At 70.2% G+C, this 26,055-nt stretch carries 25 protein-coding genes; 7 read left to right on the forward strand and 18 right to left on the reverse strand.

Features of this window, described 5'->3' with window-relative positions; all coding sequences use genetic code 11:
* Window positions 1-38 precede the first annotated feature (38 nt).
* On the forward strand, window positions 39-521 hold the full coding sequence (locus ABXJ52_RS29685; RefSeq protein ID WP_367046054.1) for a hypothetical protein: 483 nt from the start codon (window positions 39-41) through the stop codon (window positions 519-521).
* A 66-nt stretch (window positions 522-587) separates the two neighbouring features.
* Here ABXJ52_RS29685 and ABXJ52_RS29690 read toward each other — a convergent pair whose 3' ends face one another.
* The 3 genes from ABXJ52_RS29690 to ABXJ52_RS29700 all read right to left on the reverse strand — a co-directional run bounded on the left by ABXJ52_RS29690 (window position 588) and on the right by ABXJ52_RS29700 (window position 4,531).
* A complete protein-coding gene (locus ABXJ52_RS29690) occupies window positions 588-1,232 on the reverse strand; it encodes a LysE family translocator (protein ID WP_367046056.1) in 645 nt (214 codons plus the stop codon).
* Window positions 1,233-1,352: 120 nt separating this feature from the next.
* Window positions 1,353-2,198 carry a chitosanase gene (locus ABXJ52_RS29695; protein ID WP_367046058.1) on the reverse strand — a complete coding sequence of 282 codons (846 nt, stop codon included), beginning with the start codon at window positions 2,196-2,198 and terminating at the stop codon, window positions 1,353-1,355.
* A gap of 149 nt (window positions 2,199-2,347) precedes the next feature.
* Window positions 2,348-4,531: an alpha-N-acetylglucosaminidase gene (locus ABXJ52_RS29700; RefSeq protein WP_367049370.1), complete on the reverse strand. Its 2,184-nt coding sequence runs from the start codon at window positions 4,529-4,531 to the stop codon at window positions 2,348-2,350.
* A gap of 342 nt (window positions 4,532-4,873) precedes the next feature.
* On the opposite strand from ABXJ52_RS29700, the gene ABXJ52_RS29705 reads away from it, so the two are divergent.
* Together ABXJ52_RS29705 and proP are read left to right on the forward strand one after the other, a co-directional pair.
* Window positions 4,874-6,742, forward strand: coding sequence for an alpha-L-fucosidase (locus tag ABXJ52_RS29705; RefSeq protein ID WP_367046060.1), 1,869 nt, complete (start codon window positions 4,874-4,876; stop codon window positions 6,740-6,742).
* A gap of 222 nt (window positions 6,743-6,964) precedes the next feature.
* Window positions 6,965-8,434, forward strand: a complete 1,470-nt coding sequence (gene proP, locus ABXJ52_RS29710; RefSeq protein WP_367046062.1) for a glycine betaine/L-proline transporter ProP — start codon at window positions 6,965-6,967, stop codon at window positions 8,432-8,434.
* A gap of 2 nt (window positions 8,435-8,436) precedes the next feature.
* On the opposite strand, the gene ABXJ52_RS29715 is transcribed toward proP, so the two are convergent.
* Both ABXJ52_RS29715 and ABXJ52_RS29720 read right to left on the reverse strand, forming a co-directional pair.
* A complete protein-coding gene (locus ABXJ52_RS29715) occupies window positions 8,437-9,369 on the reverse strand; it encodes a hypothetical protein (RefSeq protein WP_367046064.1) in 933 nt (310 codons plus the stop codon).
* 122 nt (window positions 9,370-9,491) lie between these two features.
* Window positions 9,492-10,994, reverse strand: a complete 1,503-nt coding sequence (locus ABXJ52_RS29720; protein ID WP_367046066.1) for an MFS transporter — start codon at window positions 10,992-10,994, stop codon at window positions 9,492-9,494.
* Window positions 10,995-11,069: 75 nt separating this feature from the next.
* Here ABXJ52_RS29720 and ABXJ52_RS29725 point away from each other — a divergent pair, with 75 nt between their 5' ends.
* Window positions 11,070-11,465, forward strand: coding sequence for a helix-turn-helix domain-containing protein (locus ABXJ52_RS29725; protein ID WP_367046067.1), 396 nt, complete (start codon window positions 11,070-11,072; stop codon window positions 11,463-11,465).
* A gap of 41 nt (window positions 11,466-11,506) precedes the next feature.
* Here ABXJ52_RS29725 and ABXJ52_RS29730 read toward each other — a convergent pair whose 3' ends face one another.
* From ABXJ52_RS29730 to ABXJ52_RS29780, 11 genes are all read right to left on the reverse strand, one after another.
* Window positions 11,507-12,319, reverse strand: a complete 813-nt coding sequence (locus ABXJ52_RS29730) for an SAM-dependent methyltransferase (RefSeq protein ID WP_367046069.1) — start codon at window positions 12,317-12,319, stop codon at window positions 11,507-11,509.
* Between the two features lie 115 nt (window positions 12,320-12,434).
* Window positions 12,435-12,857: an acyl-CoA thioesterase gene (locus tag ABXJ52_RS29735; RefSeq protein ID WP_367046071.1), complete on the reverse strand. Its 423-nt coding sequence runs from the start codon at window positions 12,855-12,857 to the stop codon at window positions 12,435-12,437.
* Between the two features lie 27 nt (window positions 12,858-12,884).
* Window positions 12,885-13,541: a hypothetical protein gene (locus tag ABXJ52_RS29740; RefSeq protein ID WP_367046073.1), complete on the reverse strand. Its 657-nt coding sequence runs from the start codon at window positions 13,539-13,541 to the stop codon at window positions 12,885-12,887.
* Window positions 13,542-13,638: 97 nt separating this feature from the next.
* On the reverse strand, window positions 13,639-14,544 hold the full coding sequence (locus tag ABXJ52_RS29745; RefSeq protein WP_367046075.1) for a TIGR03619 family F420-dependent LLM class oxidoreductase: 906 nt from the start codon (window positions 14,542-14,544) through the stop codon (window positions 13,639-13,641).
* 99 nt (window positions 14,545-14,643) lie between these two features.
* Entirely contained in the window at window positions 14,644-15,228 is a 585-nt protein-coding gene (locus ABXJ52_RS29750; protein ID WP_367046077.1) for a TerD family protein, read from the reverse strand.
* A 53-nt stretch (window positions 15,229-15,281) separates the two neighbouring features.
* On the reverse strand, window positions 15,282-15,875 hold the full coding sequence (locus tag ABXJ52_RS29755; RefSeq protein WP_367046079.1) for a histidine phosphatase family protein: 594 nt from the start codon (window positions 15,873-15,875) through the stop codon (window positions 15,282-15,284).
* 106 nt (window positions 15,876-15,981) lie between these two features.
* Window positions 15,982-16,776 (reverse strand): hypothetical protein, encoded by a 795-nt coding sequence (locus ABXJ52_RS29760; protein WP_367046081.1) that lies wholly within the window; start codon window positions 16,774-16,776, stop codon window positions 15,982-15,984.
* Window positions 16,776-18,095 (reverse strand): VWA domain-containing protein, encoded by a 1,320-nt coding sequence (locus tag ABXJ52_RS29765; RefSeq protein WP_367046083.1) that lies wholly within the window; start codon window positions 18,093-18,095, stop codon window positions 16,776-16,778. Before ABXJ52_RS29765 ends, ABXJ52_RS29760 begins: the two co-directional genes overlap by 1 nt.
* A gap of 89 nt (window positions 18,096-18,184) precedes the next feature.
* Complete coding sequence (locus ABXJ52_RS29770) at window positions 18,185-19,402, reverse strand: FAD-dependent monooxygenase (protein ID WP_367046084.1); 1,218 nt, start codon at window positions 19,400-19,402, stop codon at window positions 18,185-18,187.
* Between the two features lie 59 nt (window positions 19,403-19,461).
* Complete coding sequence (locus tag ABXJ52_RS29775) at window positions 19,462-20,103, reverse strand: C39 family peptidase (protein ID WP_367046086.1); 642 nt, start codon at window positions 20,101-20,103, stop codon at window positions 19,462-19,464.
* Between the two features lie 11 nt (window positions 20,104-20,114).
* Window positions 20,115-21,326: a pyridoxal phosphate-dependent aminotransferase gene (locus tag ABXJ52_RS29780; RefSeq protein WP_367046088.1), complete on the reverse strand. Its 1,212-nt coding sequence runs from the start codon at window positions 21,324-21,326 to the stop codon at window positions 20,115-20,117.
* 84 nt (window positions 21,327-21,410) lie between these two features.
* On the opposite strand from ABXJ52_RS29780, the gene ABXJ52_RS29785 reads away from it, so the two are divergent.
* Window positions 21,411-22,064 (forward strand): winged helix-turn-helix transcriptional regulator, encoded by a 654-nt coding sequence (locus ABXJ52_RS29785; RefSeq protein ID WP_367046090.1) that lies wholly within the window; start codon window positions 21,411-21,413, stop codon window positions 22,062-22,064.
* Between the two features lie 51 nt (window positions 22,065-22,115).
* Window positions 22,116-23,021 carry a HipA family kinase gene (locus ABXJ52_RS29790; RefSeq protein ID WP_367046092.1) on the forward strand — a complete coding sequence of 302 codons (906 nt, stop codon included), beginning with the start codon at window positions 22,116-22,118 and terminating at the stop codon, window positions 23,019-23,021.
* A gap of 108 nt (window positions 23,022-23,129) precedes the next feature.
* Here ABXJ52_RS29790 and aceB read toward each other — a convergent pair whose 3' ends face one another.
* Together aceB and ABXJ52_RS29800 are read right to left on the reverse strand one after the other, a co-directional pair.
* Entirely contained in the window at window positions 23,130-24,749 is a 1,620-nt protein-coding gene (aceB, locus tag ABXJ52_RS29795; RefSeq protein ID WP_367046094.1) for a malate synthase A, read from the reverse strand.
* A 226-nt stretch (window positions 24,750-24,975) separates the two neighbouring features.
* A complete protein-coding gene (locus tag ABXJ52_RS29800; protein ID WP_367046096.1) occupies window positions 24,976-25,569 on the reverse strand; it encodes a nucleotidyltransferase family protein in 594 nt (197 codons plus the stop codon).
* Window positions 25,570-25,725: 156 nt separating this feature from the next.
* Here ABXJ52_RS29800 and ABXJ52_RS29805 point away from each other — a divergent pair, with 156 nt between their 5' ends.
* Window positions 25,726-26,040: a DUF5955 family protein gene (locus ABXJ52_RS29805; protein WP_367046098.1), complete on the forward strand. Its 315-nt coding sequence runs from the start codon at window positions 25,726-25,728 to the stop codon at window positions 26,038-26,040.
* The last annotated feature ends 15 nt before the right edge of the window (window positions 26,041-26,055 follow it).

Consider the following 26,055-nt stretch of genomic DNA (forward strand, 5'->3'; position numbering starts at 1 on the left):
ACCGGAAAGATGACCGCAATCCACGGTTCGGGGGAACCATGCTCATCGCATCACGCTCCATCAAAACCGCACTCATCGGAGTGAGCAGCGCCACGCTGCTCGCCACCGGGGGCATGGCCGAGGCCTCGGCCTCGGCCGCGCAGAAGACGACCACCACCGCTGCCGCCGCCAAGAAGCGGATGAGTTCCGCCGAGTCGGAGAGCTGGGGTTACGGCAAGGTCAAGTGGACGTTCACCAAGGGCCACCGCGGGACGTTCTCCAATATCGACTCCTACGCGAAGGACAAGAGCTGCGACAGCAAGGAGGTCTACGTCCAGCTCCACGCGAGGACCACCTCCGGCAAGACGCTCAAGGTCAACCTGGCCCAGGACGACTGGTGCAGCGGCGGCGGTGACTCGTACAACAACAGGACGTGGAGGATCGGCTACAACGTCAAGTGGGCCCGCGCCGTCGTGTGCAAGAACGAATGGGGCCCCAACAACACCTGTAAGGCCGGCAACAAGCAGTACTACCCGTTCTGATCCCTGTCCGAGGGAGGTGGGGAGGCCCAGGGCGCGGGGCGGGGCGCGCCCTGGGCCCGGGGTTTCTCAACCGGCCGTCGCCGGGGCCCTGTCGGTCGCCAGCTTGATGGCGAGGACGCCCAGCACCGTGCCCATCACGTACCGCTGAATTCGCAGCCACGTCGGGCGGCGGGCCAGGAATACCGCGATGGTGCCCGCCGCCAGGATGATGGCGAGGTTCACTCCCAGGCTGATCGCGATCTGGAGGCCGCCGAGCACGAAGCCCTGGAGGAGGGTGTGGCCGGCTGACGGGTCGATGAACTGGGGGATGAGCGAGACGTACATGATGGCGACCTTCGGGTTCAGGAGGTTCGTCAGCACTCCCATGGTGAACAGGCGCCGGGGGGAGTCGGGGGACAGTTCCTGGTGGGCGAAGACCGATAGGCCGCCCGGCTTGAGTGCCTTCCAGGCCAGCCATGCCAGGTAGGCCGCTCCCGCGAGTTTCACGGCCAGGTACAGCTGCGGGACGGCGAGGAAGACCAGGGACAGGCCCAGGTTGGCCGCCGTCAGATAGATGATGAACCCGACGGCGACCCCCGCCAGCGAGATCGCTCCGGCCCGCCTGCCCTGGGTGATGCTCCGCGAGACCAGGTACATCATGTTGGGGCCGGGTGTGAGCACCATGCCCAGGGACACCACTGCGACGCCGAGCACCGCGTTCGTTCCGATCATTGGACAAGGATCGAACGGTGGTGCCGTGCAGCACCAGCGACGAATGCTTTACGCGACACGTAAGCGCTGCTACATCGGCGCGGGATGTGCGTGTGCGGTGTCCCGCGCCGATGGTGTCGGTCAGCCGATGCGGTAGGCGTCCCCGTACACCTTCCACTCCAGTGGCGGGTCCAGGTTCAGGTTGCCCTCGTTCAGGAACACCCGCTGTGCCGTGTCGACGCGGCTGGTGTCCTCGTGTGCCTCCTCCTGCTTCATCGCCCAGACGCGTGCGTCGAGGAACGCGTGGAGGTACGTCACCTCGTCACCGCCCTGCGCCGGCGGTTCGGCCGAACGCAGGGCGCGCTGGCGGATGTTGCGGAAGCTGGTGCTGTCGCCGCCGTCGCCGTGCATGACGATCGCGTCGTAGTACGCGAACTGTCCGAGGACGCCGATGCCGTCGGCCTTGCCCTGTCCGACCGCCGGGTTGAAGTAGACGCGGTCGCGCTCGTCGTTCTGCGCCCTCTGGAACTCGGAGTCCTCGGCGGCCCTTTCCCAGTCGCCCTTGTACGTGGGGTCGAGGCCCTCGTGGGAGTCGGTGCCGTCCACCTCGCGCAGGGCGGGGAGGTACTTGGCGAGGATGTTGCCCGGCGCGCGTTGGGTGTAGAGCTCGACGAGGTCGAGCATGTCGCCGGTGCCCGAGCAGAAACCGATGATCCCAGCGGTGTAGCCGCGGCCGTCGCCTATGTCCTCGCAGTAGCGGTAGTACTCCTTCCAGTTGAGGTCGGAGTTCTCCGCGCTGCACACGATCTTCATGGCGATCTCCTTCTTCGCCGGATCGTCGAGCCCGCCCGCCTTCGGGGTGGGGGCGGCGCCTGCCGTCTGCGAGGCGATGACCGGGCCCGCGACGAGCGAGGCGCCCAGGAAGGCGAGCACTGTGCGGCGCGAGGTGTGGGTGGGGGGAGTGGGGATGTGACGGGGAGTGGGCACGGGGCCTCCAAGGTGGGGGGAGTACGTCGATCCGATGACGCTTGGGCTCTTCCGTGTTCTGTTAGGAAGGTTTCCTACCAGAGTTCGGAGGTGCCGTATACCCGTCAAGGGAGGGCGAGTTGCCGATCTTGGAGGCCTTGTCCCGCCGGTTATTGAGTGTTGGTCAGCCGTTCGCGCACCTGCACGGCGACTTTGTACGTGTCTCCGGTCGGCCGGGTGGCGAGGTGGCCCGGGTCGCGAACCCAGCCGTCCTCGATGGCGAACCAGTCGATGGCCTTCGGGTCGCGCTTCTCGTCGAGTGCGGCCCTCAGTTCCGCGAAGTACGTTTCCCAGCGCAGCCGGTAGAGCCCGCCGACGAGGCCGGCCCACTCCCGGTTGGCGTAGTCGCGCAGCCCCGCGTCCGCCCCGGCCCGCGTGCCCCACACGGTGAGCAGCGACAGCTGGTCGTACGCGAGACGCTCGCGCTCCGTCGCGTCCGCGCCCCACGAGCGGGCATCGGCGACCCAACGGCCCAGGAGGTGGCGGGAGTCGGTGGCCACCAGTTCGTCGAGCAGGTCCATCAGGGCGAGCCAGGTGCGGGTCAGGCGGTCGAAGCGGTCCTTGTCCTGATCGTCGTACGCCTTCTTGATCTGGGGGAGCAGTACCCGGCTGCGGTTGGAGAGCGCCTGCCGGGCCACGTCCAGGACGTCGCGGCGGTAGGCGGATGAACGCCTCAAGTCGGGGCGTGTGGCCAGCAGTTCGGTGAGTGCGGGTTCGAAGTCCTCCGGCTTGTACCGCATCGCCTTCGGGGACCAGGCCGCCGCCGACTTCGCCGCGAGGTCGGGGCGTGCGCCGAAGAGGCCGTCCGCGCCCTCGGACCACTCGTCGGCGCGGGTCGTGCCGTACGCGGTGCGGCGCAGGATGTCCCAGGCGGCGGCAGCGTGCGGGTCGGCCGCGCCGTAGCGGGACACGGGCCAGTCGTCGAACCAGGAGGCGAGGTCCAAGTCGCCCGTCCGCCAGGCGAGTTCCGAGAAGAGCTCGAAGGCGGCGGGGTTGTTGTCGGCCGCCTCCGGCATCAGGGAGATCCCGCGCTGCGTGCTGCCTTCCTTGGTGCGCCACTTCTCGTAGAGCGCGGCCCAGTCGGGGGTGTTGGCGCCGAGTGTGGTGTGGCCGCCGAAGTTCCAGATCGAGCCGAAGGTGTAGGGGGTGTCGTTCCAGTCGGACTCGCGGTCGGTGATCTTCGAAAAGCGGTCCGAGAGGCCGTCTACCACGAGCATCCTCGACTTGTCGACGGCGTCGACGATGGCCTGGGGAGGGTTGCTCTGCCAGCCGAGGATCACCCAGGTGGCGCCGGGGTGCGCGGACCGGAGGGCTTTCTCGACGGCCTTCGCGGCGACCGGCACCGGCACGTCGCCCGGCTTTCCGCCCTCGTGGAGGAGGTCCATCTTGTACATCGTCGACGCGCCGAACAGCTCGTCCTGCGCACGGTAGAAGGCGGCGGCCACCCGGCCGAAGTGCTCGGTGCGCGGATCGAGCCAGTCGGGGCGCGCGAAGCCGACCCAGTCGCCCTGCGGCACGGTCCTCGCGCCGGGGTTCTTGGCGGCGAAGCCGGGCGGAACGGTTCCGAAGTAGCCCGGGAGGACCGGGGTCATGCCCAGCTCACGCAGCCGGTCGGTGATCCGGCGCCCCAAGGCGGCCCGTTGGTCCAGGAGTTGACGCGAGACCGGATACGGGAAGGTGGACATGTTCTGGAGCAGCCACCACGGCTGATGGGCCGGGGCTGGGATCCACTCGCGCATCTCCTGGTCGGAGTAGCCGAACTCCTGGAACACGCGGTGGTAGAGCGCGTCGGCGCCGACGTAGACGAGCACCTCGTTGTAGCCGTGCAGGGCGAGCACGTCGATCTCCCGCTCCCAGTACGACCAGTCGTGGTACGCGCCCGTGTAGCCGTCGTTCGTGTCGTTGAGGGCGAAGCGGTGCGGGGCGTTCGCACGTCCGGCCGCCGGCTTGTCGAGGCCGGGGAGCCGGTCGGGCAGGTCGAGCTGGTCGCCGGCCCAGGTGATGTTCACCCGGGCGGTGTGTTTCAAGTAGTGGCGCAGTCCGGTGAGTTGGACGGCGGGCGTCGGTCCGGCGATCTCGATCCTCCCGCGCCGCCCGGACACCCGGAAGGTGTCGGTGGGACCCGCGGTCGTGAACGTCAGCTGCTTCCAGTGTCCTGGCAGCAGGCGCCGGGCGGCCTTGACCGCGGGCGAAGCGGAGGCCGGGGCGCCGTCGGCGGTGGAGCCGGAACAGGCGACGGCGGCGCCGGTGGTCCCGGCGATGGTGGCGAGGAAGGTGCGACGGGCAAGGGGCATGACGTAGGGATACCCTCCCGGTTCGGCGGTGCTCGGCAGCCGCCCGGCCGAAGCGGGACGGCGCACCACGATGAACCGCGCGCGAACCATGGTCAAGTACGCGCGGCCATCGCCGGCGCCCGGCTCGACCGCACCGCCGCGCGGCAGGAGCGGTGACGCGATGTCGTCCGGCGAAGCGGCGTCCTGAGTGTGGCCCACTCCCGGGAATTTGGAGCAGTCATCGGAGCGGTGGCGTGCGAACATGCCAACCTCGAACCCATCAGGGCCGGTTGGGCGCATTGACATCCGATGTATTCAACCCTACGTTCCCGAGCGACCCGTCAACCTCAGGGAGCCGCCCCCATGCGCACACAGCTCAGTCGCACCCGGCGAAGAGTCGCCGGGATCGCCTTGCTCCTCGCCTCGGCCCTCGCCGCGACCGCCGTCCCCGCCGCGGTCGCGGCGCCGACGGAACCCCCGGCCGCCGCACCCCGCGCGGCCGAGCGGGCCGACTCCGCGGGCCCGGGAACGGACCACGCCACCGACGACCCCTTCACCGCCGACCGCACCAGCTGGTTCCGGCAGGACCGCTTCGGCATGTTCATCCACTTCGGCGCCTACTCCAACCTGGAGGGCGAGTACAAGAAGGCCGACGGCTCCCTGTGCCGGGACGCCGAGTGGATCCAGCGCCAGTGCGACATCCCGAAGGCCGAGTACGAGAAGCAGGCCGCGACGTTCAATCCGGCCGACTTCGATGCCAAGGCCGTGGTCAAGGCGGCCAAGGACGCCGGAATGCGCTACATCGTCATCACCTCGAAGCACCACGACGGCTACGCGATGTGGCCCACGAAGGTCAACGACTGGAACCTGCGCGACCGCTCGTCCTTCGACAAGAACCGCGACATCCTCGCCGAACTGAAGAAGGCCTCCGACGACGCGGGCATCAAACTCGGCTTCTACTACTCGATCTGGGACTGGCACGACCCGGACTTCCCCGACCCGGCGACCTTCCCGAAGTACGAGAAGCGGATGCGCGCCCAGCTCAAGGAGCTGGTCGACACCTACGACCCCGCCCTGCTCTGGTTCGACGGCGAGTGGGACACGGACAAACCCCACAACCCCTGGACGGCGAAGCACGGCGAGCAGCTGGAGGCCTACCTCCGCGACATCGACCCGGACCTGATCATCAACAACCGCGTCGGCAAGCGCCGCGTGGTCGACGGCGACTACGGCACCCCCGAGCAGGAGATCCCCGGCGCACCGGTCGACGGCCAGCTCTGGGAATCCTGCATGACCCTCAACGGCCACTGGGGCTTCGCGCGCTACGACACCGACTGGAAGTCGTCGGCGACCCTGGTCAGGAACCTCCTCTCCACGACGTCCCGCAGCGGCAACTACCTCCTGAACGTCGGCCCCGACGCCCGCGGCCGGGTCCCGCAGCCCTCCGTCGACCGCCTGCAGCAGATGGGCGACTGGCTGCGTACGTCGGGCCAGGGCGACGCGGTGTTCGGCGCGCGCTTCGGCGGGCTCGTCGAGGAGCCCTCCTGGGGCTCGGTCAGCCGTAAGGGCGACAAGCTGTACGCGGCGGTCACCCAGTGGCCGGCGTCCGACGCCGCCCTGCACCTGAAGGCACGTACGGACTTCGAGGTGAAGTCGGCGCGGGTGCTCGGCAGTGATCAGAAGGTGACGGTCACCCGGTCCGGCGACGGCATCGACCTGAAGCCGTCCGGTGCCGCGACCAACGACACCGCCACGGTCATCGAGCTGAAGGTGGACCCGGGGCCGACAGCACGGCCCGGCAAGGGCAAGGGCCTGCGGCAGGAGATCTTCGACAACGCGGAGCTGAGCGGCACCCCGAAGATCACCCGCACCGACCCCACCCTCAACCACGCCTGGAAATACGAGGGTTCACCCGCGGCGAGCATCCCCTCCGAAAAGTTCAGCGTCCGCTGGACCGGCAAGCTTCAGCCGCGCCGCTCCGAGACGTACACCCTGACGACCGTCTCGGACGACATGGCGCGGGTGTGGGTCGACGGCAAGCTCGTCATCGACTCGTGGACCCCGCACGAGCCGAAGATCGACAAGGGGCAGGTGGCCCTCACCGCGGGCAAGCGCCACTCGATCAGGGTCGAGTACGCGGAACGGACCGGCGAGGCCCACCTGAAGCTGCTCTGGTCCAGCCCCGGCCAGGAGCAGCAGATCGTGCCCGCGACACAGCTGTACGCGCGCTGAGCGGGAGGCGCACGCTGCTCCGCTGAACGGATCGGGCCCCAAGTCCTGGGAAGTCAGGACCTGGGGCCCCTGCCGTGAGGACCAATGGCGGGCACCTTCCGGTCCGCGAAATTGACAGTGTTGATCGACGCCCGGCTGGGCAGACGACCGTTCGTCGATCTCTGACTTCCCAGGTCAGGCGGTCGCCGACAGATTATTGCCGATCAAGAGAGTGACTGCCCCGTGAGCGCGCCCGAAGCCCCTGAAACACCGGATCCCGCTCCGGAGGCCATAGCCCGGCACCGGGCGCTCTTCCGCGCGATCCACCGCCGCAAGAACCCGCGCCTGCGTCAGTCGGACATCACCGTCACCGAAGAGGCGCAGGTCAGGCGAGCGGTCAAGGCCACAGCCCTCGGCAATGCCATGGAGTGGTACGACTTCGGCGTCTACGCCTACCTCGCGGTGATCATCGGCAAGGAGTTCTTCCCCTCCGGCAACGACACCGCGCAGACCCTCTCCTCGCTGGCCACCTTCGCCGCCGCCTTCCTCGTGCGCCCCATCGGCGGCATGTTCTTCGGGCCGCTGGGCGACAAGGTCGGCCGCAAGAAGATCCTCGCGTTGACCATGATCATGATGTCCACGGCGACCCTGGCGATCGGTCTGATCCCGAGCTACGCCACCATCGGCGTGTGGGCCCCGGTGCTGCTCGTCCTGTGCCGCATGGTGCAGGGCTTCTCCACGGGCGGTGAGTACGGCGGCGCCGCGACGTTCATCGCCGAGTACGCGCCGGACAAGCGCCGCGGGTTCTGGGGCTCCTTCCTGGAGTTCGGCACGCTGATCGGCTACACGGTCGCGGCGGTCCTGGTGACCGCCCTGACCATGGGGCTCAGCGACGGCGCCATGCAGTCCTGGGGCTGGCGCATCCCGTTCCTGGTGGCGGCGCCGCTCGGACTCATCGGTCTCTATCTGCGGCTGAAGCTCGACGAGTCGCCCGCCTTCCAGAAGATGGCGGAGGCGGAGAGCGGACCGGCGGCCGAGCGCCAGAAGAAGTCCCTCAAGGACTCCTTCTTCGGCCAGTGGCGCGCGATGCTGCTCTGCATCGCGCTGGTCGCCGCGTTCAACGTCACCGACTACATGCTCCTGTCGTACATGCCGACGTATCTGACGCAGCTCGGCTTCGGCGAGACCGGTGGCCTGATGTCCATCGTCATCGTCATGCTGATCCTGATGGCGCTCATCAACTCCGTCGGCCGCCTCTCCGACCGCATCGGCCGCAAGCCGGTCCTGATGGCGGGCTCGGTGGGCTTCTTCGTCCTGGCCCTCCCGGCCTTCCTCCTCATCAAGCAGGGCGGCACGGTGGCGGTCTTCACCGGACTGCTCATCCTCGGCCTCGCCCTGGTCTGCTACCTGGGCGTCATGTCCTCGTCGCTGCCGGCCCTCTTCCCGACGGACGTCCGCTACGGCTCCCTCTCCATCGGCTTCAACATCTCGGTCTCACTCTTCGGCGGTACGACCCCGCTGGTGGTCGCGGCCCTGATCGGCGCGACCGGCAACGACCTGATGCCCGCCTTCTACACGATGCTCGCGGGCCTCGTCGGCATCATCGCGGTGGCCGCGATGAAGGAGACGGCCCGCAAGCCCCTGGAGGGCTCCCCGCCGTCGGTCGCGACGGACGAGGAGGCCCGTGAACTGGTGGCGGCGCAGCGTTCCTGAAGTCAGTCGCACATACGGCGCGTGGTGAGGGAGCCGCCCGCGTTCTCGTCGTCCGTGCCGAGGGCCGCGAGGTCGGAGCCGGGGACGCACTGCAGCCCCTCGATCTTGTAGCCCTCGAACTTCTCCAGGAGCTCGGGTGTCTCGGCGACGGAAAGACGCACCTCTCCGGCGGAGTTGACGCTCAGCTTGCCCGCGTCGCTCACGGCGGAGTCGAACGGCCCGTCGTCACCGGCGTCCGAAGCCGAACTGACAAGGACGTGGCCCGACTTGGTCACCTCGATGTCTGAGGCGTGGCGCACGTTCCCCTTCGGGTACGGCACACGCAGGGACGCCCTGCGCACCGAGCCGAACTTCGACTCGCCGTAGGAACCGACCGAGAACGGCGCCGCGTACAGCGTCGCGGGGCGGTCCGCGCCCGCGCCGCGGTCCGCCCAGACCGCCGCCATCTTGCCGTTGCGGGAGGTCAGCGTGAAGCTCTCGAAGTCGTCGCCCATGCCGATCGAGGGCAGCGGCGTGATGTCGAGGACCTTCACGGCCTCCCCGGCGTCGGTCAGCTTGAGGTGGTAGACGAGCCCGCGGCTGGCCAGGGCCACGTACTCGTCGGACGTCCCCGGCACCGCGTCGACCGCCTCCAGGTCGACGGGCTCGATGCTGTCCTGCCAGGTGATCGCCTCGACGGCGGCGGGCCTGCCGGGACGGTGGGTCACTTCGGCGATGCGGTTCTCGCCGGGGCGCTTGTTGTCGCGTACGACGAGGGCGCGAAGATCGTCACCCGAGCGAGAGGTGACGGTGAGCCCGCTGATGCCGGACTTCACGTCGTCCCCGACCTGGTGCCATCGTCCGGCCTCCGGCTGCGCCGCGGAAAGACCGGTGCTGAGCACCACGGCAATTCCCGCGCCTAGGGCGGTCATTGCGGTCAGAAGGGACTTACGCATGGTCAGGGGCCTTTCGCTCGGTGTGCGACGCGCGTAGATTTTTCACGGCTGGCCGGACCGTAATCGCCCGGCCGACCGTGAGGCAAGGGAAGTACCTGGATCGGTCTAACCAGTCGACGGGCTCACGCCGTCGTGCGTTCGCGGTGGTCCTGCTCCCGCTCGCGTCCGACGGCGTCGACGGCGGCCGTCGTCCCGCGCCCGGGGCGCAGCAGCGCCGCCGCCAGGGCGAAGCCCGCGGCCGCGATCCCCGTGGCCACCCAGAAGGCGAGGCGGTAGCCGTCGGCCGTGGCCGCCACGGTCTGCCCGCCGTCCGCGAGCAGGCTCTCGGTGCGTCCGGCCGCCAGCGTGGTCAGCACGGCAAGTCCCAGTGAACCGCCCACCACCTGCGTGGTGTTGAAGAGCCCGGAGGCCAGTCCCGCGTCCTCCTCGCGCGCCCCGGACATCGCGAGCCCCGTCACGGCGGGCATCGCCGCCGCGAACCCGGCGCCGAGCAGCAGCATCGCGGGGAGTACGTCGACGACGTACGAACCCTCGGCGGGCAGGCGGCCGAGAAGGGCGAGACCGGCCGTGATGAGGACGAGCCCGGAGAGCAGTGAGCGGTACGGTCCGAAGCGGCCGATCAGCCGGGCGGACAGGCCCACCATCAGGACGCCGATGACGACGGGCGCGGGCAGGAACGCGAAGCCGGTCTTCAACTCGCCATAGCCCAGAACGCGTTGGAAATAGAGCGCACCGATGTACTGGAAGCCGTACATGCCCGCGATCATCAGGATCTGCACGGCGTTGGCGCCGGTCAGGGTGCGGGAGCGGAAGACGCGCAGGCGCAGCAGGGGACGGGCCGCCTGGTGCTGCCGCACGGCGAACGCGGCGTACAGGGCGAGGGACAGGGCGGCGAACGCGAGCGTGGTGGGTGTCCCGTGCTCCGCGGAGCCGACGATGGTGTAGACGGTGAGCATCAGGGCGCCGGTGACGAGCGCCGCGCCCGGATAGTCGGCGCCCCCGGAGAGTCCTGTGCCGCGGTCGGCCGGCAGGACGCGTACCGCGGCGACGAGCGCGACGACCCCGACCGGCAGGTTGATGAGGAAGATCCAGTGCCAGTTGAGGGCCTCGGTGAGCGCGCCGCCCAGAAACGTGCCGAGTGCGCCGCCCGCGGCGCCGACCGCGCTGAACACCGCGATGGCCCTGGCCTGTTCACGCGGCTCGGGGAACAGCGCCACCAGCATGCCGAGCACGACCGCCGAGGTCATCGCCCCGCCGACCCCCTGCACGGCGCGCGCCGCGATGAGCAGACCCTGGTCGGTGGCGACCCCGCACAGCACGGACGCGGCGGTGAACATGGCGAGACCCGAGACGAACATCCGCTTGCGGCCGATGAGATCGCCGAGCCGTCCGGCGAGCAGGAGCAGGCCGCCGAAGGCGATGAGGTAGGCGTTCACGACCCAGGCGAGGCCCGGTGCCGAGAAGCCGAGATCGCTCTGGATGGCCGGCATCGCGACGGTGACGATGTTTCCGTCGATGATCGTCATCAAGAGGCCCGAGGACAGCACGGCGAGCGACGCACGGCGGGAGTGTGGTGTGGTGGATGGGCCCTGAGCCCTGGCCTCGGACACGATGAAAACCTCCATGAGCTGCATAGGTGCACGACTTGTAACGGGGCTCATCGTGCGTGACTATGGAGGCCGGGAGAAGGAGGAACTTCAATGTCCCAAGGGAACACCGGTGTTACGGCGCAGGTCGTGAACGCGCAGGCGTGCCCGCTGCGCGAAGTTCTTGACAGGGTGGTGGGGAAATGGAGCATCCCGATCCTGGTCGCTGCGGCCCACGGCCCCATCCGCTTCACGGAACTGGAGCGCAGCATCGATGGCATCAGCCGCCGCATGCTGACGCTGACCCTGCGGAATCTGGAGCGCGACGGCCTGCTCACGCGCACGGTGCATCCGACGGTCCCGCCGAAGGTCGAGTACGAACTGACGCCGGTGGCCGAGGAGTTGCACGGCACCCTGCTGACCCTGACGGGCTGGGCCGAGCGGCACCGGGTGACGATCGCGCGGTCGCGGGCGGACTACGACGAGAAGCGGGTGCCGGTGGAGGCCTGACCCCGAGGCCCGACCCCCGCCTTTGAAGGCCGCGGGGGAGGCTACGGCTTGCGGCCCACCGCGCCGTACGCGTCGACCGGGGTCGTGTCCTCGGATTCGGGGCGCCACCGCGTGACCTGCGCGACTCCGGGGTCCACCAGCTCCAGGCCGTCGAAGAAGCCGGCGATCTCCTCGATGCCGCGCACGTGGTAGGGGATCGCGCCGCTCCTGTTGTACGCGTTCGACGCCGCGATCATGCCGTCGCTCGTGGCGGTGCTGTCACTGATGACGAGATAGCTGCCGGGCGGCAGACCTGCCATGAGCCGGGACACCAGGTCGCACGCCTGCGCGTGATCACCCACATGGCCAAGGGTGTTGAGAATCATCAGGGCGACCGGCCGGGAGAGGTCGAGGGTCGCGCTCGCCCTCTCCAGGATGGCCTCGGGGGCGTACAGGTCGGCGTCGATGTACGCGGTCTCGCCCTCGGGCGTGCTGGTGAGCAGCGCGCGGGCGTGGGCCAGGACGAGCGGGTCGTTGTCCACGTACACGATCCGGGAGTCGGGGGCCACGCGCTGGGCGACCTCGTGCGTGTTGTCCGCGGTCGGCAGGCCCGTGCCGATGTCGAGGAACTGGCGGATGCCCCGCTCCGTCGCCAGATGCCGGACCACGCGGCCGAGGAAGAGCCGGCTCAGGCGCGCCACGTCGACGAGACCCGGGTGGATCTGCTTGATGTGGTCGCCCAGTTCGCGGTCCTTCTCGTAGTTGTCCTTGCCGCCCACGAAGTAGTTCCAGAAGCGCGCGGAGTGCGGCGTGCTGGTGTCGATGCGCGCGCGTATGTCCGCGGCGGCGTCGGCTTGGGGGTCGCTGTCCGGCACGGGGGCCTCCGGTGAGTGATCGGGGTCGGCTGCTACTTGAATGAACGATCACCCGCCCGTCCAGTTCCCGCCACCCCCCTTCGGATGCCCCAACTCCCTTGCAGCAGAAGGCCGGTCAGAGTCCGATCACGGCCGGATCGTCCGCCAGCGCCCTGAAGTACTCGCGCGGGTCGGTCACCATCTGGCGTGCACTCAGGTCCAGGAGGCCGCCGATGGAGTGCAGTTCGGCGGCCTTGGTGCCGTCCGCCTTGCGGATCGACTGCTCGATACGGAACGTCTTGCGCTCGCCCCAGATGAACTCACAGGTCACCTCCACCTCGTCACCCGCGCGTAGCTCGCTGAAGTAGCGGATGGTGTTCTCCAGGGCGACGGGGCCGACCCCCTTGGCGAGCAGATCGGCCTGCTCGATGCCCGCCGCGCGCAGCACCGACCAGCGTGCGTGCTCGGCGTACTGCAGATAGACGGCTTGGTTCAGGTGGCCCTGCGAGTCCGTCTCGTACCCACGGACGCTGATGCTCACGGAAAACGGCTCCGCCACGACATTCCCTTCAACGGTTCTTCACGGTCACTTCGATGGTCTGCTTCTTCGGGGCGAGGCAAGGAGGTAGCGCACGCCACCCGGCCGCTCGGCGTGCTCGCTGACCTGCCAGCCCGCGGCTACCAGGGCGCTCGCGCACGCCCGCAGCCCGTCCGCCGCCTGATCGCGCACGGCGACCGCCTCGGGCTGCGGTGTGGCGGCCACCCGATAGCCGTCGGGCCCGGGGCGGCGGCCCGCCGCCTCCAGGGCCAGCGCGGCGGCCTGCACCAGATGCGTCCGCTCCCAGGCGCAGGGGCGCTCCCGCGCGCCGTCCGGATTGGTCATGCGGCGCATCTCCAGGAGCCCTTCCCAGGCGCTGCGTACGTCACGTGCGCGGGCCTCCGGTCTCTCCGCGCCCGGCGGTGGCGCGGGCTCGGTGCCGGTGCGCGCGGCGAAGAGGCCGGAGGCGGCGGGGGCGTCCGGAGGCGGACCGGGGGTCTCGGCGACGGGAGGGCTCTGCGCGCCCTCCCGTATGCGATGGCCCGTCGGCGTCAGGAAATAGGCGTGCGGCGGCCGGGGGTGCCGGAAGGCGAGGCGGTGGCGCACGAGTCCCGCCAGCTGTGCCTCGCTCCCGGTGAGACGGCCGGTCGCCGGGTCCGCGGCCTCGATGATCCGCCGCTGGGCGGCCGTCGGAGGCTTCGTCATGAGCCCACCTCTTCCCCAGGTCCTAGTGCCTGGTTCCGATAGTGCCTCGCGCCACTGACAACGGCCGCCGGACGTCATCTTTCCGGCGTCTGCCGGCTCAGCGAAGTGTTCCCGTCGCCGGGTCGACCACCTTCTCGGCGACGAGTTCGAGCGTGCGCCGGTCGTCGTCGGCGGTGCCCCGCTCGTCGGGCGTGCCGGGGTAGGTGTCGAGCAGCACGTCCGTGGCGCCGAGCCCGGCGAGGGCCTCCAGGTCGGCGCGGAGCTGGTCGGGGCTGCCGTGCCCGAGGGGGCGGTCCTCCGTGTCCGGCTGTTCGGTGAGCCTGAGCTGGAGGCGGGGCACCAGGTCCGGCGCGGGGCGCCCGGCGGCCTCGGCCTCGGCCGCGATCCGGGGCAGCGCCGCACGCAGGAGCCCGAGGGTCGGCATGAACGGGTGCCAGCCCTCGCCGAGGCGGGCCGCGCGGCGCTGGGCGGCGGGGGAGTTGCCGCCGACCCAGACGGGCAGGGGCGTCGCGGGGGCGGGGGCGTTGCGGATGTCCTCGTAGGAGACGTGCCGGCCCTGGAACGAGGTCGTCTCCTCGCTCCACGCGGCACGGATCGCGGTGAGGTACTCGTCCGTGATGGCGCCGCGCTCCTCGAAGGGGACGCCGAGCGCCTCGTACTCGGCGCGGGACCAGCCGACACCGGCGCCGAGGATGAAGCCCGCTTCGTTCAGCTGGTCGATGTTGGCGGCGAGGCGGGCGGTCTGGAGGGGGTGGCGGTAGGGGATCACGGTGATCGTCGTGCCGAGGCGCAGCCCGGGGACGCGGCCCGCGAGGTGCGCGGCGAGCACGAACTGGTCGTAGAACGGGGCCGGATAGACCGCGTGCACGTCGGGGGTGACCGTTATGTGGTCGGAGATCATCGCGAAGCCGAACCCGAGTTCACGGGCGTCGGTGGCCTGGCGGACGAGGGAGTCGGGGGTGGTGCCGGAGCCGAAGTTGAGGAGGTTCACGCCGTATCGCATGGCGACAAGTCTTGATGATCTTGGGGGTGCGTGTCGAACCGGGCCGGCCGGCGGCACCGGCCGGCCCGGTCCTCCCTCGGTTACCTGCTCATCCTTCGGTCACTTGCTCATCGCGAAGCGCATCAGGGCCTGCTCGTCGCCCTGCTTGATCTTCCCGGTCTCGTTGATGACCTGGAGCTTCCAGCTCCCGCCGTCCCGGATCGCCTTGGCCACGGCGCAGCCGTTGTCGTTCGTGAGCAGGCTCGGCCAGATGTCGGCGACCTGCTGGGTGCTGCCGCCCGTGGCGTCGTACACCTTGAAGCTGATGTTGCGGGCGTTCTGGAAGGCGCTGCGCTTCTTGTACGCGGCGGCGACGAACACGATGGCCGTGATGTTCTCCGGCACCCGGTCGAACTCGACGGTCACCGTCTCGTCGTCGCCGTCCCCCTTGCCGGTCTGGTTGTCGCCGCTGTGTACGAGCGAGCCGTTGCCCAGCGGGTCGAGCGAGTCGAGACCGGCGAGGCGCACCGGGTCGGCCCCCGCCATCGCGATGGCGATCAGGTCGAGGTCGGTGCCGGCCTTCTGGCGGAGCTTGCCCATCAGACCACCGCTGCTGCCGACGGTGGGGTCCCAGGACACGCCTATGGACAGACGGGTCACGCCGCCCAGGTCCGCGGGTCCGTCTTCCTTCTTGAGCGTGATCATTCGCGATCCTTCGTGGTGGTGAGAGAGCTATATGGGACAGAGTGTGCCTGGTTTCACGGCCGAATGTTCCAGCTCGCCACCACCGGGCGGCCGTGCTCCGTGCTGAGGCGGCAGACCGTCCCCGTCGCCAGCTGGAACAACGCCCCGCCCGACACCGGCAGTCCGAGCCGCCGGGCCGTCAGCACCCGCAGGAAATGGGAGTGCGCGAAGAGCACCACGCTGCTCTCGTAGTTGGCGAGAGCCGCGTCGACCTTCGCCAGCATCCGGTCCGCCCGCTCGCCGACCTGCTCCGGGGACTCACCGGGATGCTCGGCGGGGCCAGGGGCCACGCCGTGCGTGAACAGATACCAGTCGGGGTGCGTGCGGTGGATCTCCACCGTCGTGACGCCCTCGTACGCCCCGTAGTCCCACTCGCTCAGGTCGGGGTCCACCCGGGCGTCCGGGAACCCCGCCAACTCCGCCGTGTCCCTGGCCCGCTGCCGGGGGCTCGTGAAGGCCGCCCCGATCCGGAACCGCCCCACGAGCCCCGCGAGGCCCCGCGCCTGTTCCCTGCCGTTCTCGGTGAGCGGGATGTCCGTCCAGCTGGTGTGCCGGCCGTTCATCGACCACTCGGTCTCGCCGTGCCGGACGAGGAGCAGGTCACCCATGGTGCGGAACTTCCTGTCTGTCGATGGATCCGAAGCGTTCGCCGACGGTCGTGTCGGTGGTGGCACAACCGGAGCCGCCGACGGCCCGGTCCCGCCACCACCGAGACTAGATCCCCGCAGGTACGCGCGCCGGGCGCCCCGAGCCGCGCGTCAGGCGATAGCCACCGATGCCGGCGAGCGCGCCGAGCACACCGCCGCCCGCCGTCCACAGCCAGCGGGACGACCACCAGCCTGACGCCCAGCCGTCCTCCGGCTCACTGGAGGCCGCCGCCATCTTGGTACCGGTCCCCGGCACCAACGGCTCCGCGAGCGCGCCGTCCACCGCCTGCGCGCCGCCCGCGTCGCTGGACGTCACCAACGCCTCGGCCCGCATCGGAAGACCCAGGTCGTCCGCCTTGAGGCCGGTGACCGTCAGGCGTGCGTAGTACGTGCCGGGCAGCGGGTCGTCGGCCCACGGCTCGGACCAGCCGCGCACGGTGCGCAGCGCGCAGGACAGCTCGACCGTGCCGGCGTCCTGCGCCACCGCCTTGGTCTGCGCGCCGAACCGGCACGCCTGGCGGCGCCGGAGCCCGTCGTACACATCGAGCTGCCAGGTGGAATCGCCGTGCCTCGCGGCGTCCTCGGGCAGCTTCACCGTCGCGTGCACGGTGGGGCGCTGCCCGGTGTCCGCGGGGAACGACCAGTACAGGTAGTCGCCGGTGGACGCCTCGGCCGTCGCCTCCTGGTCCTGCTGGATCGCCGTCGCCGTACGGAAGGACGTCCCGGCCTCGGAGGGCGCGGCGGACTTGTCGTCCCCGTCGTCGGAACCTCCGGCGAACGCGGCTCCGGCCGTCCCGGCCAGGGCGATCAGGACGGCACCGGCCAGCACGCCGGCGCGGCTCAACACACGCTTCGTACGCATCAGTTGGTCCTCCAGACCGCGAAGCGCCAGCGGGAGAGCCAGCCCCAGACCAGACCGGCGACGAAGCCGGTGAGGATCAGTACGCCGAGCAGCCACCAGCCGTTGCCCAGGCCGAAGGACGCCACGTCCGACGCCTCGTCGGGCGCGGCCACCAGATCGACGGCGAGCTCTACGGGGAGTCCCGGGGTCGTCTTCACCGAGGAAGGCGCCGAGTAGGAGTTACTGACCTGGAGACACACGGCCTCGGCGGCGGGGTCGCTCCCGTCCGTCGCGTCGTCCGTCGCGTCGTCGTCCGTGTCGTCGCCCTCCGGCTTCGGATAGCGCAGGCCGGTCGAGATCACGTCCGTACGCCCGTCGCCCGCCTCGGAGCCCCGCACGATCTCACGGCCGTGCACGGTCGAGGCCCGCAGCAGCACCCCGTAGTCCTTGTTCACCGCGCGGTCGGCGCCGACGCTGACGGAAGCGCGCAGCTCCTGGCCGGGCTCCACGTCGACGCGGTACCAGCGGTGCTCGCCGAACTTCTCGCGGTCGGTGTAGACGCCCGCCTTCAGCCGCGGGGCGTCGGTGCACTGGGCGGCGCCCTCCGTGGCCACCGGGGTGGCGACGGGGTCCGCCGCGCGGTCCACCAACTGCTTGACACGGCCGGAGAGTTCATCGGTGTGCCGCACGGATGTGTACGTACCGCCGGTGGCCTCCGCGATGCAGCTCAGCTGGTCGCGGGTCTTGGCGTCCGGCACCAGGCCGAGCGTGTCGACCGTGAGGTGGATGCCCTCGGCGGCGATCTTGCGGGCCACCTCGCACGGGTCGAGCGGCTGGCAGGTGTCCTCGCCGTCGGAGATGAGGACGATGCGGCGGCTGCGCTCCGTGTTGTCGTCCTTGAGGTCGTCGGCGGCCTTCAGGAGCGTGGGGCCGATCGGCGTCCAGCCGGTGGGCGCGAGCGTGGCCACCGCGGTCTTCGCTTCGGTGCGCCCCGCGCGGTCGAGTTCCGCCACCGGGTAGAGGAGCTCGGTGTCCTTGCAGCCCGTCTTGCGGTCGTCGCCGTGGTAGTTCGCGCCCAACGTGCGTATGCCGAGCCGGACTTCGTCGGGCGTGGCGTCCAGCACCTCGTTGAACGCCTGCTTGGCCGCCGCCATCCGGGACTTGCCGTCGATGTCGCGGGCCCGCATCGAACCGCTGACATCCAGGACCAGCTCGACCTTGGGGGAGGGGCGTGCCGGTTCTTCGTCATCGGCGGCGGCGGGGCCCGCCGCGCCGAGCCCGGCGGTCAAGGCTGCGAGCAGGGCGAAGGCCCCGGCCGCCAGCCGTTGTCTTGTGATCATCGCCGGATCTTATTGATCTTGACGTGCATACCCAAACCGGCGGGTGGGTATGAGCTTGTGCCGCTTCAGTCGGGGCGACGGTCACCGCCTCACCGCCTCAGCTCACGGCCCCCGAACCCCCCGCCCCCGTCGGCCTGCTTCCACCACGTCTCAAGGGCCGTCTCGTCCATCGACCGCCACGGCGGCGTCTCCTCGACCAGCGCACGGCCGAGGCGCCGCCCCAGATCGACCATCGCGGCACCGGAGACAGTGCGGTCGGTGTCGTACGTGTCGAGCGCGTCCGGCCAGGTCGTGGCCGTGGCGAAGGCGGACTCCAGGACCGTCGCGTCCTGCAGCGCCTTGACCGCGCCGGCCCCGGTGTGCGGCCGGGCGACGGTGGCGGCGTCGCCCATCAGGAGCAGACGGCCCGCGGTGCGGCGGGGCGCCGTGAAGTCGTACATCGGCTGGAGGAAGACCTCGTCGGCAGCGGTCGCGCGGACGAGATCACCCCAGTAGGGAGGCAGCAACGCCTCGCACACGTACGCGAGATGAGAGGAGAGGGCCTCCGTGAGCCCGCCGGGCGGCAGGCTCGTCGGGGCGGTCAGCCTCAGGTCGAGACCGAGCCCCAGGTCGAGGTCCGGCGGCGGCGCCGTGTACAGGACCCAGTTGACGCGGTGACCGCCGACTTCCTGGTCGGGAATGCGGTAGACGATGACGTGTCCGCCGGGGAAGACGACGTACGCGCAGTCCTCCTCGGCCCACAGCTCCGGGTCCGGCAGCCGGTCGACGGGAAAGGCGCCACGCCAGGCGAGGTAACCGGCGTACGTGGGACGGACGGTGGCGAACGCGGCCGTACGGACCACGGAGCGGTAGCCGTCGGCGCCGACCACGAGATCGAACCGCTCGGTGCCGTCGGCGGTGACCACTTCGGCGCCCTCAGGGCCCTTGGCCGCACCCGGCCGCACCTCGTCCACGGTCACGCCCGTGCGGAAGTCCACGGAGCCGGGCACGCGGCCGCGCAACTCACGCCACAGAGGACCCCAGTTGTACGTACGAAATGGGAACGGCATCGTCCCGATCTCGTGCCCGAGCGGCCCCGCGGCCGACCCGTCCCGCACATACCAGCGGCGCCGCGCCAGCTGCACCCACGGCATGTCCGCGTCCAGGTACCCGGCGGAATCCAGCTCCGCGTAACGGGAGTTGTGCACCGCGAGCCCGACACCGCGGTCCGCCAGACGGCCCGCGGCCCGCTCGTACACCGTGATCTCGTCGGCGCCACCGCGGTACGCGGCGAGTGCGGCGGCGCATCCGGCGATGCTCCCACCCACGATGGCGACCCTGCCTCCACGCATCATCGCGCCATCCTGGCAGCCCGGGTGACCCTCTGTCAGTGCAGGGACACCCCGCGGCCGGCGAAGAACGGCTCGAAGTCCGAGAGCGACATGTCCGCCGTCCGTGTCCCGGCGTCGACCCCGGACGGGTTGTGCAGGTGCAGGCCCCCGTCGGCGGCACGACCCGTGACCAGCACCAGATGGCCGCCCCGGCCGGGCGACGGCCGCTGCGGGCGGCGGATCTCGTAGTGCACCGAGACCATGACCGAGCGGCCCTCGTCGAGCAGGCCGGTGATCTCGTCCACCGTGAGGTGCCGGTGGACCGTGGCGTTGACGCCGTGCACCTCGCGTACGTACTCCGCGAACGGCGCGTAGATCAGCCCGCGGATCGTGCCTGCCGCGCCCTCTGCGGACTCCGTGTACGCGCCGTACTTCAGCGCGCCGTCCCGCAGCTCGAAGAGCGAGGGCGCGGACGGGCCGAGCGCCATCCGCAGGCATGTCAGACCGCACAGGTGGCCGCACCAGCGCGCGTAGTCGTCGAGGGTGGCCGCGCCCGACTCCGCCCAGGCGGGGTCGGCCGCGCGGTCGAACTCGCCGTACACGATGGGCCCGACGAGCTCGGGCGACGCGAACTGGGTGAGGGAAGGCACCCGGCAGCTGGAACAGAGCGACACACGACCCCCGTCGTCCGGTGGCATCACCGGTCACATCACTGGCGGTAGCCGCTCAGGAAGCGGCCGATGCGGCTGATCGCCGCGTCGAGGTCGTCAGCGTAAGGCAGCGTCAGGATGCGGAAGTGGTCGGGGCGCGGCCAGTTGAAGCCCGTGCCCTGGACGACCTGGATCTTCTCCTGGAGCAGCAGGTCGAGGACGAACTTCTCGTCGTCGTGGATGGGGTGGACCTTGGGGTCGAGGCGCGCGAAGGCGTAGAGGGCGCCCTTGGGCTTCACGCACGAGACGCCGGGGATCTCGTTCAGCTTCTGCCACGCCATGTCGCGCTGTTCGTACAGCCTCCCGCCGGGGAGGGTGAGTTCACGGATCGACTGCCGACCGCCGAGCGCGGCCTGGATGGCGTACTGGGCGGGGGCGTTCGGGCACAGGCGCATGGAGGCGAGCATGGTCAGCCCCTCCAAGTAGCTCTTCGCGTGCTGCTGCGGGCCCGTGACGACCAGCCAGCCGGACCGGAAACCCGCCACGCGATACGTCTTCGACAGGCCGCAGAAGGTCAGGACGACGAGGTCCGGGGCGAGGGCGGCGACGCTGTGGTGCACGGCGTCGTCGTACAGGATCTGGTCGTAGATCTCGTCCGCGAAGACCATCAGGCCGTGGCGGCGCGCGAGGTCGAGGATGCCCTCCAGGATCTCCTTCGGATACACGGCGCCCGTGGGGTTGTTCGGGTTGATGATCACGACGGCCTTGGTCCGGTCGGTGATCTTCGACGCCATGTCGTCGAGGTCGGGGTACCAGTCCGCGGACTCGTCGCACGTGTAGTGGACGGCCTTGCCTCCGGAGAGGGTCGTCACGGCGGTCCACAGCGGGAAGTCCGGCGCGGGGATGAGGACTTCGTCGCCGTCCTCCAGGAGGGCCTGTACGGCCATCGTGACCAGCTCGGAGACGCCGTTGCCGAGGAAGACGTCGTCCACGGAGACCTCGTCGAGGCCCAGCGCCTGGTAGCGCTGGGCGACGGCGCGGCGGGCCGAGAGGATGCCGCGCGAGTCCGTGTAGCCGTGCGCCTGGGGGAGCATCCGGATCATGTCCTGGACGATCTCCTCGGGCGCTTCGAAGCCGAACAGCGCGGGGTTGCCGGTGTTCAGGCGCAGGACGCTGTGGCCCGCCTCCTCCAGGGCGTTGGCGTGCTCGATGACCGGCCCCCGGATCTCGTAACAGACCTCGCTGAGCTTGCTGGACTGCCGGAACTCCATGCGCTGTGCCTCCCGTGACGTGAGTTACTTGGTTTTACCAAGCTGGAGCTTGGAAAGTCCAACAACTTGCATAGACTGTGCCGCATGGGTCGCACGCCACCTGCCGCCAGGTCCCGCCGAAGCTATGACCAGTACTGCGCCGCCGCCCGCGCGCTCGACGCCGTCGGTGACCGCTGGACCCTGCTGATCGTCCGGGAGCTCCTGACCGGGCCGCGCCGTTACACCGATCTGCACGCCGATCTGCCGGGCGTGAGCACGGACGTCCTGGCGTCCCGGCTCAAGGACATGGAGCGCGAGGGACTGACGACCCGCCGCCGCCTGCCCCCGCCCTCGGCCGCGTACGTCTACGAACTGTCCGAGCGGGGCCGCGAGTTGCTGCCGGTCCTCCAGGCCCTCGCCACCTGGGGCGCACCCGCCCTGGAGGAGCGAGGCCAGACGGACGCGGTCCGCGCCCACTGGTTCGCGCTGCCGCTGCTTCGGGTCCTGACGGGTCTCGGGGCGGAGGGAGTGGTCCAGGTCCGCCTGGACGAGGGGGAGTTCCACGTACGGGTGGGGGGCGCCGCCGAGTCGTACGGCGACGGGCCCGCCGCCGAAGCCCCCGACGCACTCCTGACCCTCGACGCGGAGACCTGTGTCGCGGTGGGCCGGGGCGCGCTGACGGTCGCCGAAGGGGTGCGGGCGGGCCGCATCGAGGTGTCCGGCGAGAGTGTCCTCGCCAAGGCCCTGCGCGCGGGCTGACCCGGCGAAACCGGATCGTGGTCGGAGCGGCCCCCCGCATACAGTTGCCGTGTGCTGCGTGAAGTGACTGCTGTCCGGTATGTGAACCCGCTGCGGACCGGGGGCTCCGTGCCCGGCGTCGTCGAGACCGACGACCTCGGTACGTACGTCGTCAAGTTCACCGGTTCGGCGCAGGGCCGCAAGGCGCTGGTCGCCGAGATCATCGTCGGTGAGCTGGCCCGCCACCTCGGCCTGCGCTTTCCCGAGCTCGTGCTGGTCCACTTCGACCCGGCGGTCGCGGCCGACGAGCCGCACCAGGAGGTCCAGGACCTCCTGCACGCCAGCGCCGGCCTCAACCTCGGCATGGACCTCCTGCCGGGCGCCGTGGACTTCACCCCCGAGGCGCTGGACGTGGACCCGCTGGAGGCGGGCAAGGTGGTGTGGCTCGACGCGCTCACCGCGAACGTCGACCGGACGGTGCACAGCTCGAACCTGATGATCTGGCCCACGTTCGGCATCCAGCCGCCGAGGCTCTGGCTGATCGACCATGGCGCGGCCCTGGTCTTCCACCACCGCTGGGGCGCGTCCGCGCCGGACAAGGTGTACGACTTCCGCCATCACGCCCTCGGGGGATACGCCCCCGATACGGCTGCCGCCGATGCGGAGCTGGCGCCTCTCGTCACGGAGTCCGTCCTCCGTGACATCGCCGCCCTGGTCCCGGACGCGTGGCTCGCCGACGAGCCGGGCTTCACGTCTCCCGACGAGGTGCGTGAGGCGTACGTCGCCTTCCTGCTGGCCCGCGCGCGTGCCTCGGCGGTCTGGCTGCCGGTGGACTTCCCCTCCCGGGGGGAGCTGGCGGCGGCTGACGCGAGGCGCGCTGCCGCCACCGAGAGGGGCCGTCCGGCCTGGCTGAAGCGGGTGCCTGATCTGCACGGGGAGCCTGCGGCTGAGCAGGATTGGTCGCGGCACATCGGTTAGTACGTGCGGGCTGACTGTGGCCGGTCGCGCAGTTCCCCGCGCCCCTTGCGGGGCACGACTGAGCCCCCGGCGCTGTGCGGTGCCGGGGGCTCGGTCATCGGGTCGAGCTCAGCGCAGCTGCTCGTACGCCGGGAGCGTGAGGAAGTCCGCGTAGTCCGCGTCCAGGGAGACCTGGAGGAGGAGGTCGTGCGCCTGCTGCCACTTGCCGGCCTCGAAGGCCTCGTCACCGATCTCGGTGCGGATGTTCGCCAGCTCCTCGGCGGCCACCTCGCGGGCCAGGTCGGCCGTCGCGGTCTTGCCGTTCTCGAAGACGACGCCCGCGTTGATCCACTGCCAGATCTGCGAGCGCGAGATCTCGGCGGTGGCCGCGTCCTCCATGAGGTTGAAGATGGCGACGGCGCCGAGGCCGCGCAGCCACGCCTCGATGTAACGGATGCCGACCTGGACGGCGTTGACCAGGCCGTCGTACGTGGGCTTCGCGTCGAGCGAGTCGATGGCGATCAGGTCGCCGGGGGCGACGCTGACGTCCTCGCGCAGACGGTCCTTCTGGTTGGGCTTGTCGCCGAGGACCGCGTCGAACGACTTCATCGCGATCGGGACCAGGTCCGGGTGCGCGACCCAGGAGCCGTCGAAGCCGTCGCCGGCCTCGCGGTCCTTGTCGTTCTTGACCTTCTCGAACGCGACCTTGTTGACCTCGACGTCCTTGCGGGACGGGATGAACGCCGCCATGCCGCCGATCGCGTGCGCGCCGCGCTTGTGGCAGGTGCGGACGAGGAGTTCGGTGTACGCCCGCATGAAGGGGGCGGTCATCGTCACAAGATTGCGGTCCGGCAGGACGAACTTCGAGCCGCCGTCACGGAAGTTCTTGACGATGGAGAAGAGGTAGTCCCAGCGGCCCGCGTTCAGGCCCGAAGCGTGGTCGCGGAGCTCGTAGAGGATCTCCTCCATCTCGTACGCGGCCGTGATCGTCTCGATGAGGACCGTGGCGCGGACGGTGCCCTGCGGGACGCCGACGTAGTCCTGCGCGAAGACGAAGATGTCGTTCCAGAGGCGGGCCTCCAGGTACGACTCCGTCTTCGGGAGGTAGAAGTACGGGCCCTTGCCGAGGTCGATGAGGCGCTTGGCGTTGTGGAAGAAGTACAGGCCGAAGTCGACGAGCGCGCCGGGGATCGGGGTGCCCTCGAACTGCAGGTGGCGCTCGTCCAGGTGCCAGCCGCGGGGGCGCATGACGACGGTGGCGAGCTCGTCGGCGTCCTTGAGGGCGTACGACTTGCCGGTGCGCTCGTCCGTGAAGTCGACGCGGCGCTCGTAGGCGTCGGCCAGGTTGAGCTGGCCGAGGACCACGTTCTCCCAGGTGGGCGCCGAGGCGTCCTCGAAGTCCGCGAGCCAGACCTTGGCGCCCGAGTTCAGGGCGTTGATGGTCATCTTGCGGTCGGTCGGGCCCGTGATCTCCACCCGGCGGTCGTTGAGCGCGGCCGGGGCCGGGGCGACCTTCCAGGAGTCGTCCGCGCGGATCGCCGCGGTCTCGGGGAGGAAGTCGAGCGTGGAGGTGCGGGCGATCTCGGCGCGGCGCTCGGAGCGGCGGGTGAGGAGCTCGTCACGGCGGGGCGTGAAGAGCCGGTGCAGCTCGGCCACAAAGGCGAGGGCCGCGTCGGTGAGGACCTCCTCCTGCCGCGGCAGAGGCTCCGCGTCGACGATGGCCAGCGGGGACTGCGCTGGTGCGGACATGAGCTGTCACTTCCTTCAGCGAGCTTCACAAGCGGTGCCGCGGCGACCGCCGGGCATTCGCAGTGACACTCAGTGCCACCGGAGCCGAGATACGGCCGTGGACCCCACTTGAGGGAACGGGTGCTTCTGAACAGTGGATACTAGTTTCCTCATAGTGGAAGTTCAATCGTCTGTTGATGTCGAGATTCTCTTCATCGACAGAACGTGTCGCTGAGTGCCATGCCGGTCACTCAAGGTGGATCAGGTCGGCGGGCGTGTCGATGTCGTACGCTTGGGCCACGTCCCCGCACTCGACGAGCGTGATGTCCCCCGCGTGTTCCTTCAGATAGGCGCGCGCCCCGCGATCACCGACCGCGCTCGCGGCGATGCCCGGCCAGTGGTCGGCGCCGAAGAGCACGGGGTGGCCGCGCTCCCCCTCGTACGCGGCTGCCGCAAGGGTGGCGGGGGATCGGTAGGCGGCGTACACGCGGGCCACGGCGGCGGGGCCGATGCCGGGTTGATCGACGAGGGAGACGAGGGCGGCGTCCGCTTCGCCGCCGCGCAGGGACGCGATCCCGGCCTGCAGGGACGAACCCATCCCCTTCGCCCACTCGGGATTGTCGATCAGCACGCAGCCGGGGAGCGAGGCCTTCTCCCGTACGGCGTCGGCGTCGGCGCCGAGCACGACGTGCACGTGCGTGCAGCCGCCCTCGCGAAGTACGCGGACCGCGTGCTCCACGAGGGGCCGCCCCCGGTGGTCGAGAAGCGCCTTCGGCCGGCCGCCGAGCCGTCGCCCGCCGCCCGCGGCGAGGAGCAGCCCAGCGATCATCGGATTCGTCATGGTCATGGCTCCTGCATACCGCACCCTGCCCGTGCGGTGCCTTCCGGCCGGAAAGTGGCGCGTCCCGCTTCCCGTGGCGTTTACTGACCCGCGTCCCTCTGGTGTCTGACCAACGCCGTGCGGGACGGCGAGATCTGACCGAGCAGGGGGAGAGCTGTGTTGCGGAGTGTGGGGCAGAGGCGAGTGGCCGACAGCGATGAGGATCCGCGGGTCGCGGAGCTGGACACGGCTGTGTCCCGGCTGCGCCGGGAGCTCGCCGCGCACCCGGTCGAGTTCCCCGACCGGGGCATCGCCGAGGACGAGCTCGCGGCACTGGCGGCGATGGCCCTGAGCGGCGCCCCTGAGGTACCGAGGCTGCGCCGCTCGCTCCTGCTGGTCGCAGGCGCGATCGGCTCGGTCAGCGCCCTGGCCTCAGGCCTCGCGGCGGTCCGAGGAGCGGTCGAACTCTTCGGCGACCCGCCCCCGAAGTAACCCCCAGTCGGCACA

It is taken from the genome of Streptomyces sp. Je 1-332, from assembly GCF_040730185.1.
Lineage (GTDB): Bacteria > Actinomycetota > Actinomycetes > Streptomycetales > Streptomycetaceae > Streptomyces.

Excerpts from the sequence above, each read along its gene's own strand:
- ABXJ52_RS29780 (WP_367046088.1), bottom strand. The coding sequence starts at position 21,326 with ATGGAGTTCCGGCAGTCCAGCAAGCTCAGCGAGGTCTGTTACGAGATC.
- ABXJ52_RS29690 (WP_367046056.1), bottom strand. The coding sequence starts at position 1,232 with ATGATCGGAACGAACGCGGTGCTCGGCGTCGCAGTGGTGTCCCTGGGC.
- ABXJ52_RS29720 (WP_367046066.1), bottom strand. The coding sequence starts at position 10,994 with ATGGAGGTTTTCATCGTGTCCGAGGCCAGGGCTCAGGGCCCATCCACC.
- aceB (WP_367046094.1), bottom strand. The coding sequence starts at position 24,749 with ATGTCCGCACCAGCGCAGTCCCCGCTGGCCATCGTCGACGCGGAGCCT.
- ABXJ52_RS29715 (WP_367046064.1), bottom strand. The coding sequence starts at position 9,369 with ATGCGTAAGTCCCTTCTGACCGCAATGACCGCCCTAGGCGCGGGAATT.
- ABXJ52_RS29685 (WP_367046054.1), top strand. The coding sequence starts at position 39 with ATGCTCATCGCATCACGCTCCATCAAAACCGCACTCATCGGAGTGAGC.
- ABXJ52_RS29785 (WP_367046090.1), top strand. The coding sequence starts at position 21,411 with ATGGGTCGCACGCCACCTGCCGCCAGGTCCCGCCGAAGCTATGACCAG.
- ABXJ52_RS29705 (WP_367046060.1), top strand. The coding sequence starts at position 4,874 with ATGCGCACACAGCTCAGTCGCACCCGGCGAAGAGTCGCCGGGATCGCC.
- ABXJ52_RS29760 (WP_367046081.1), bottom strand. The coding sequence starts at position 16,776 with ATGCGTACGAAGCGTGTGTTGAGCCGCGCCGGCGTGCTGGCCGGTGCC.
- ABXJ52_RS29725 (WP_367046067.1), top strand. The coding sequence starts at position 11,070 with ATGTCCCAAGGGAACACCGGTGTTACGGCGCAGGTCGTGAACGCGCAG.
- ABXJ52_RS29750 (WP_367046077.1), bottom strand. The coding sequence starts at position 15,228 with ATGATCACGCTCAAGAAGGAAGACGGACCCGCGGACCTGGGCGGCGTG.
- ABXJ52_RS29800 (WP_367046096.1), bottom strand. The coding sequence starts at position 25,569 with ATGACGAATCCGATGATCGCTGGGCTGCTCCTCGCCGCGGGCGGCGGG.
- ABXJ52_RS29740 (WP_367046073.1), bottom strand. The coding sequence starts at position 13,541 with ATGACGAAGCCTCCGACGGCCGCCCAGCGGCGGATCATCGAGGCCGCG.
- ABXJ52_RS29745 (WP_367046075.1), bottom strand. The coding sequence starts at position 14,544 with ATGCGATACGGCGTGAACCTCCTCAACTTCGGCTCCGGCACCACCCCC.
- ABXJ52_RS29755 (WP_367046079.1), bottom strand. The coding sequence starts at position 15,875 with ATGGGTGACCTGCTCCTCGTCCGGCACGGCGAGACCGAGTGGTCGATG.
- ABXJ52_RS29700 (WP_367049370.1), bottom strand. The coding sequence starts at position 4,531 with ATGCCCCTTGCCCGTCGCACCTTCCTCGCCACCATCGCCGGGACCACC.
- ABXJ52_RS29775 (WP_367046086.1), bottom strand. The coding sequence starts at position 20,103 with ATGCCACCGGACGACGGGGGTCGTGTGTCGCTCTGTTCCAGCTGCCGG.
- ABXJ52_RS29765 (WP_367046083.1), bottom strand. The coding sequence starts at position 18,095 with ATGATCACAAGACAACGGCTGGCGGCCGGGGCCTTCGCCCTGCTCGCA.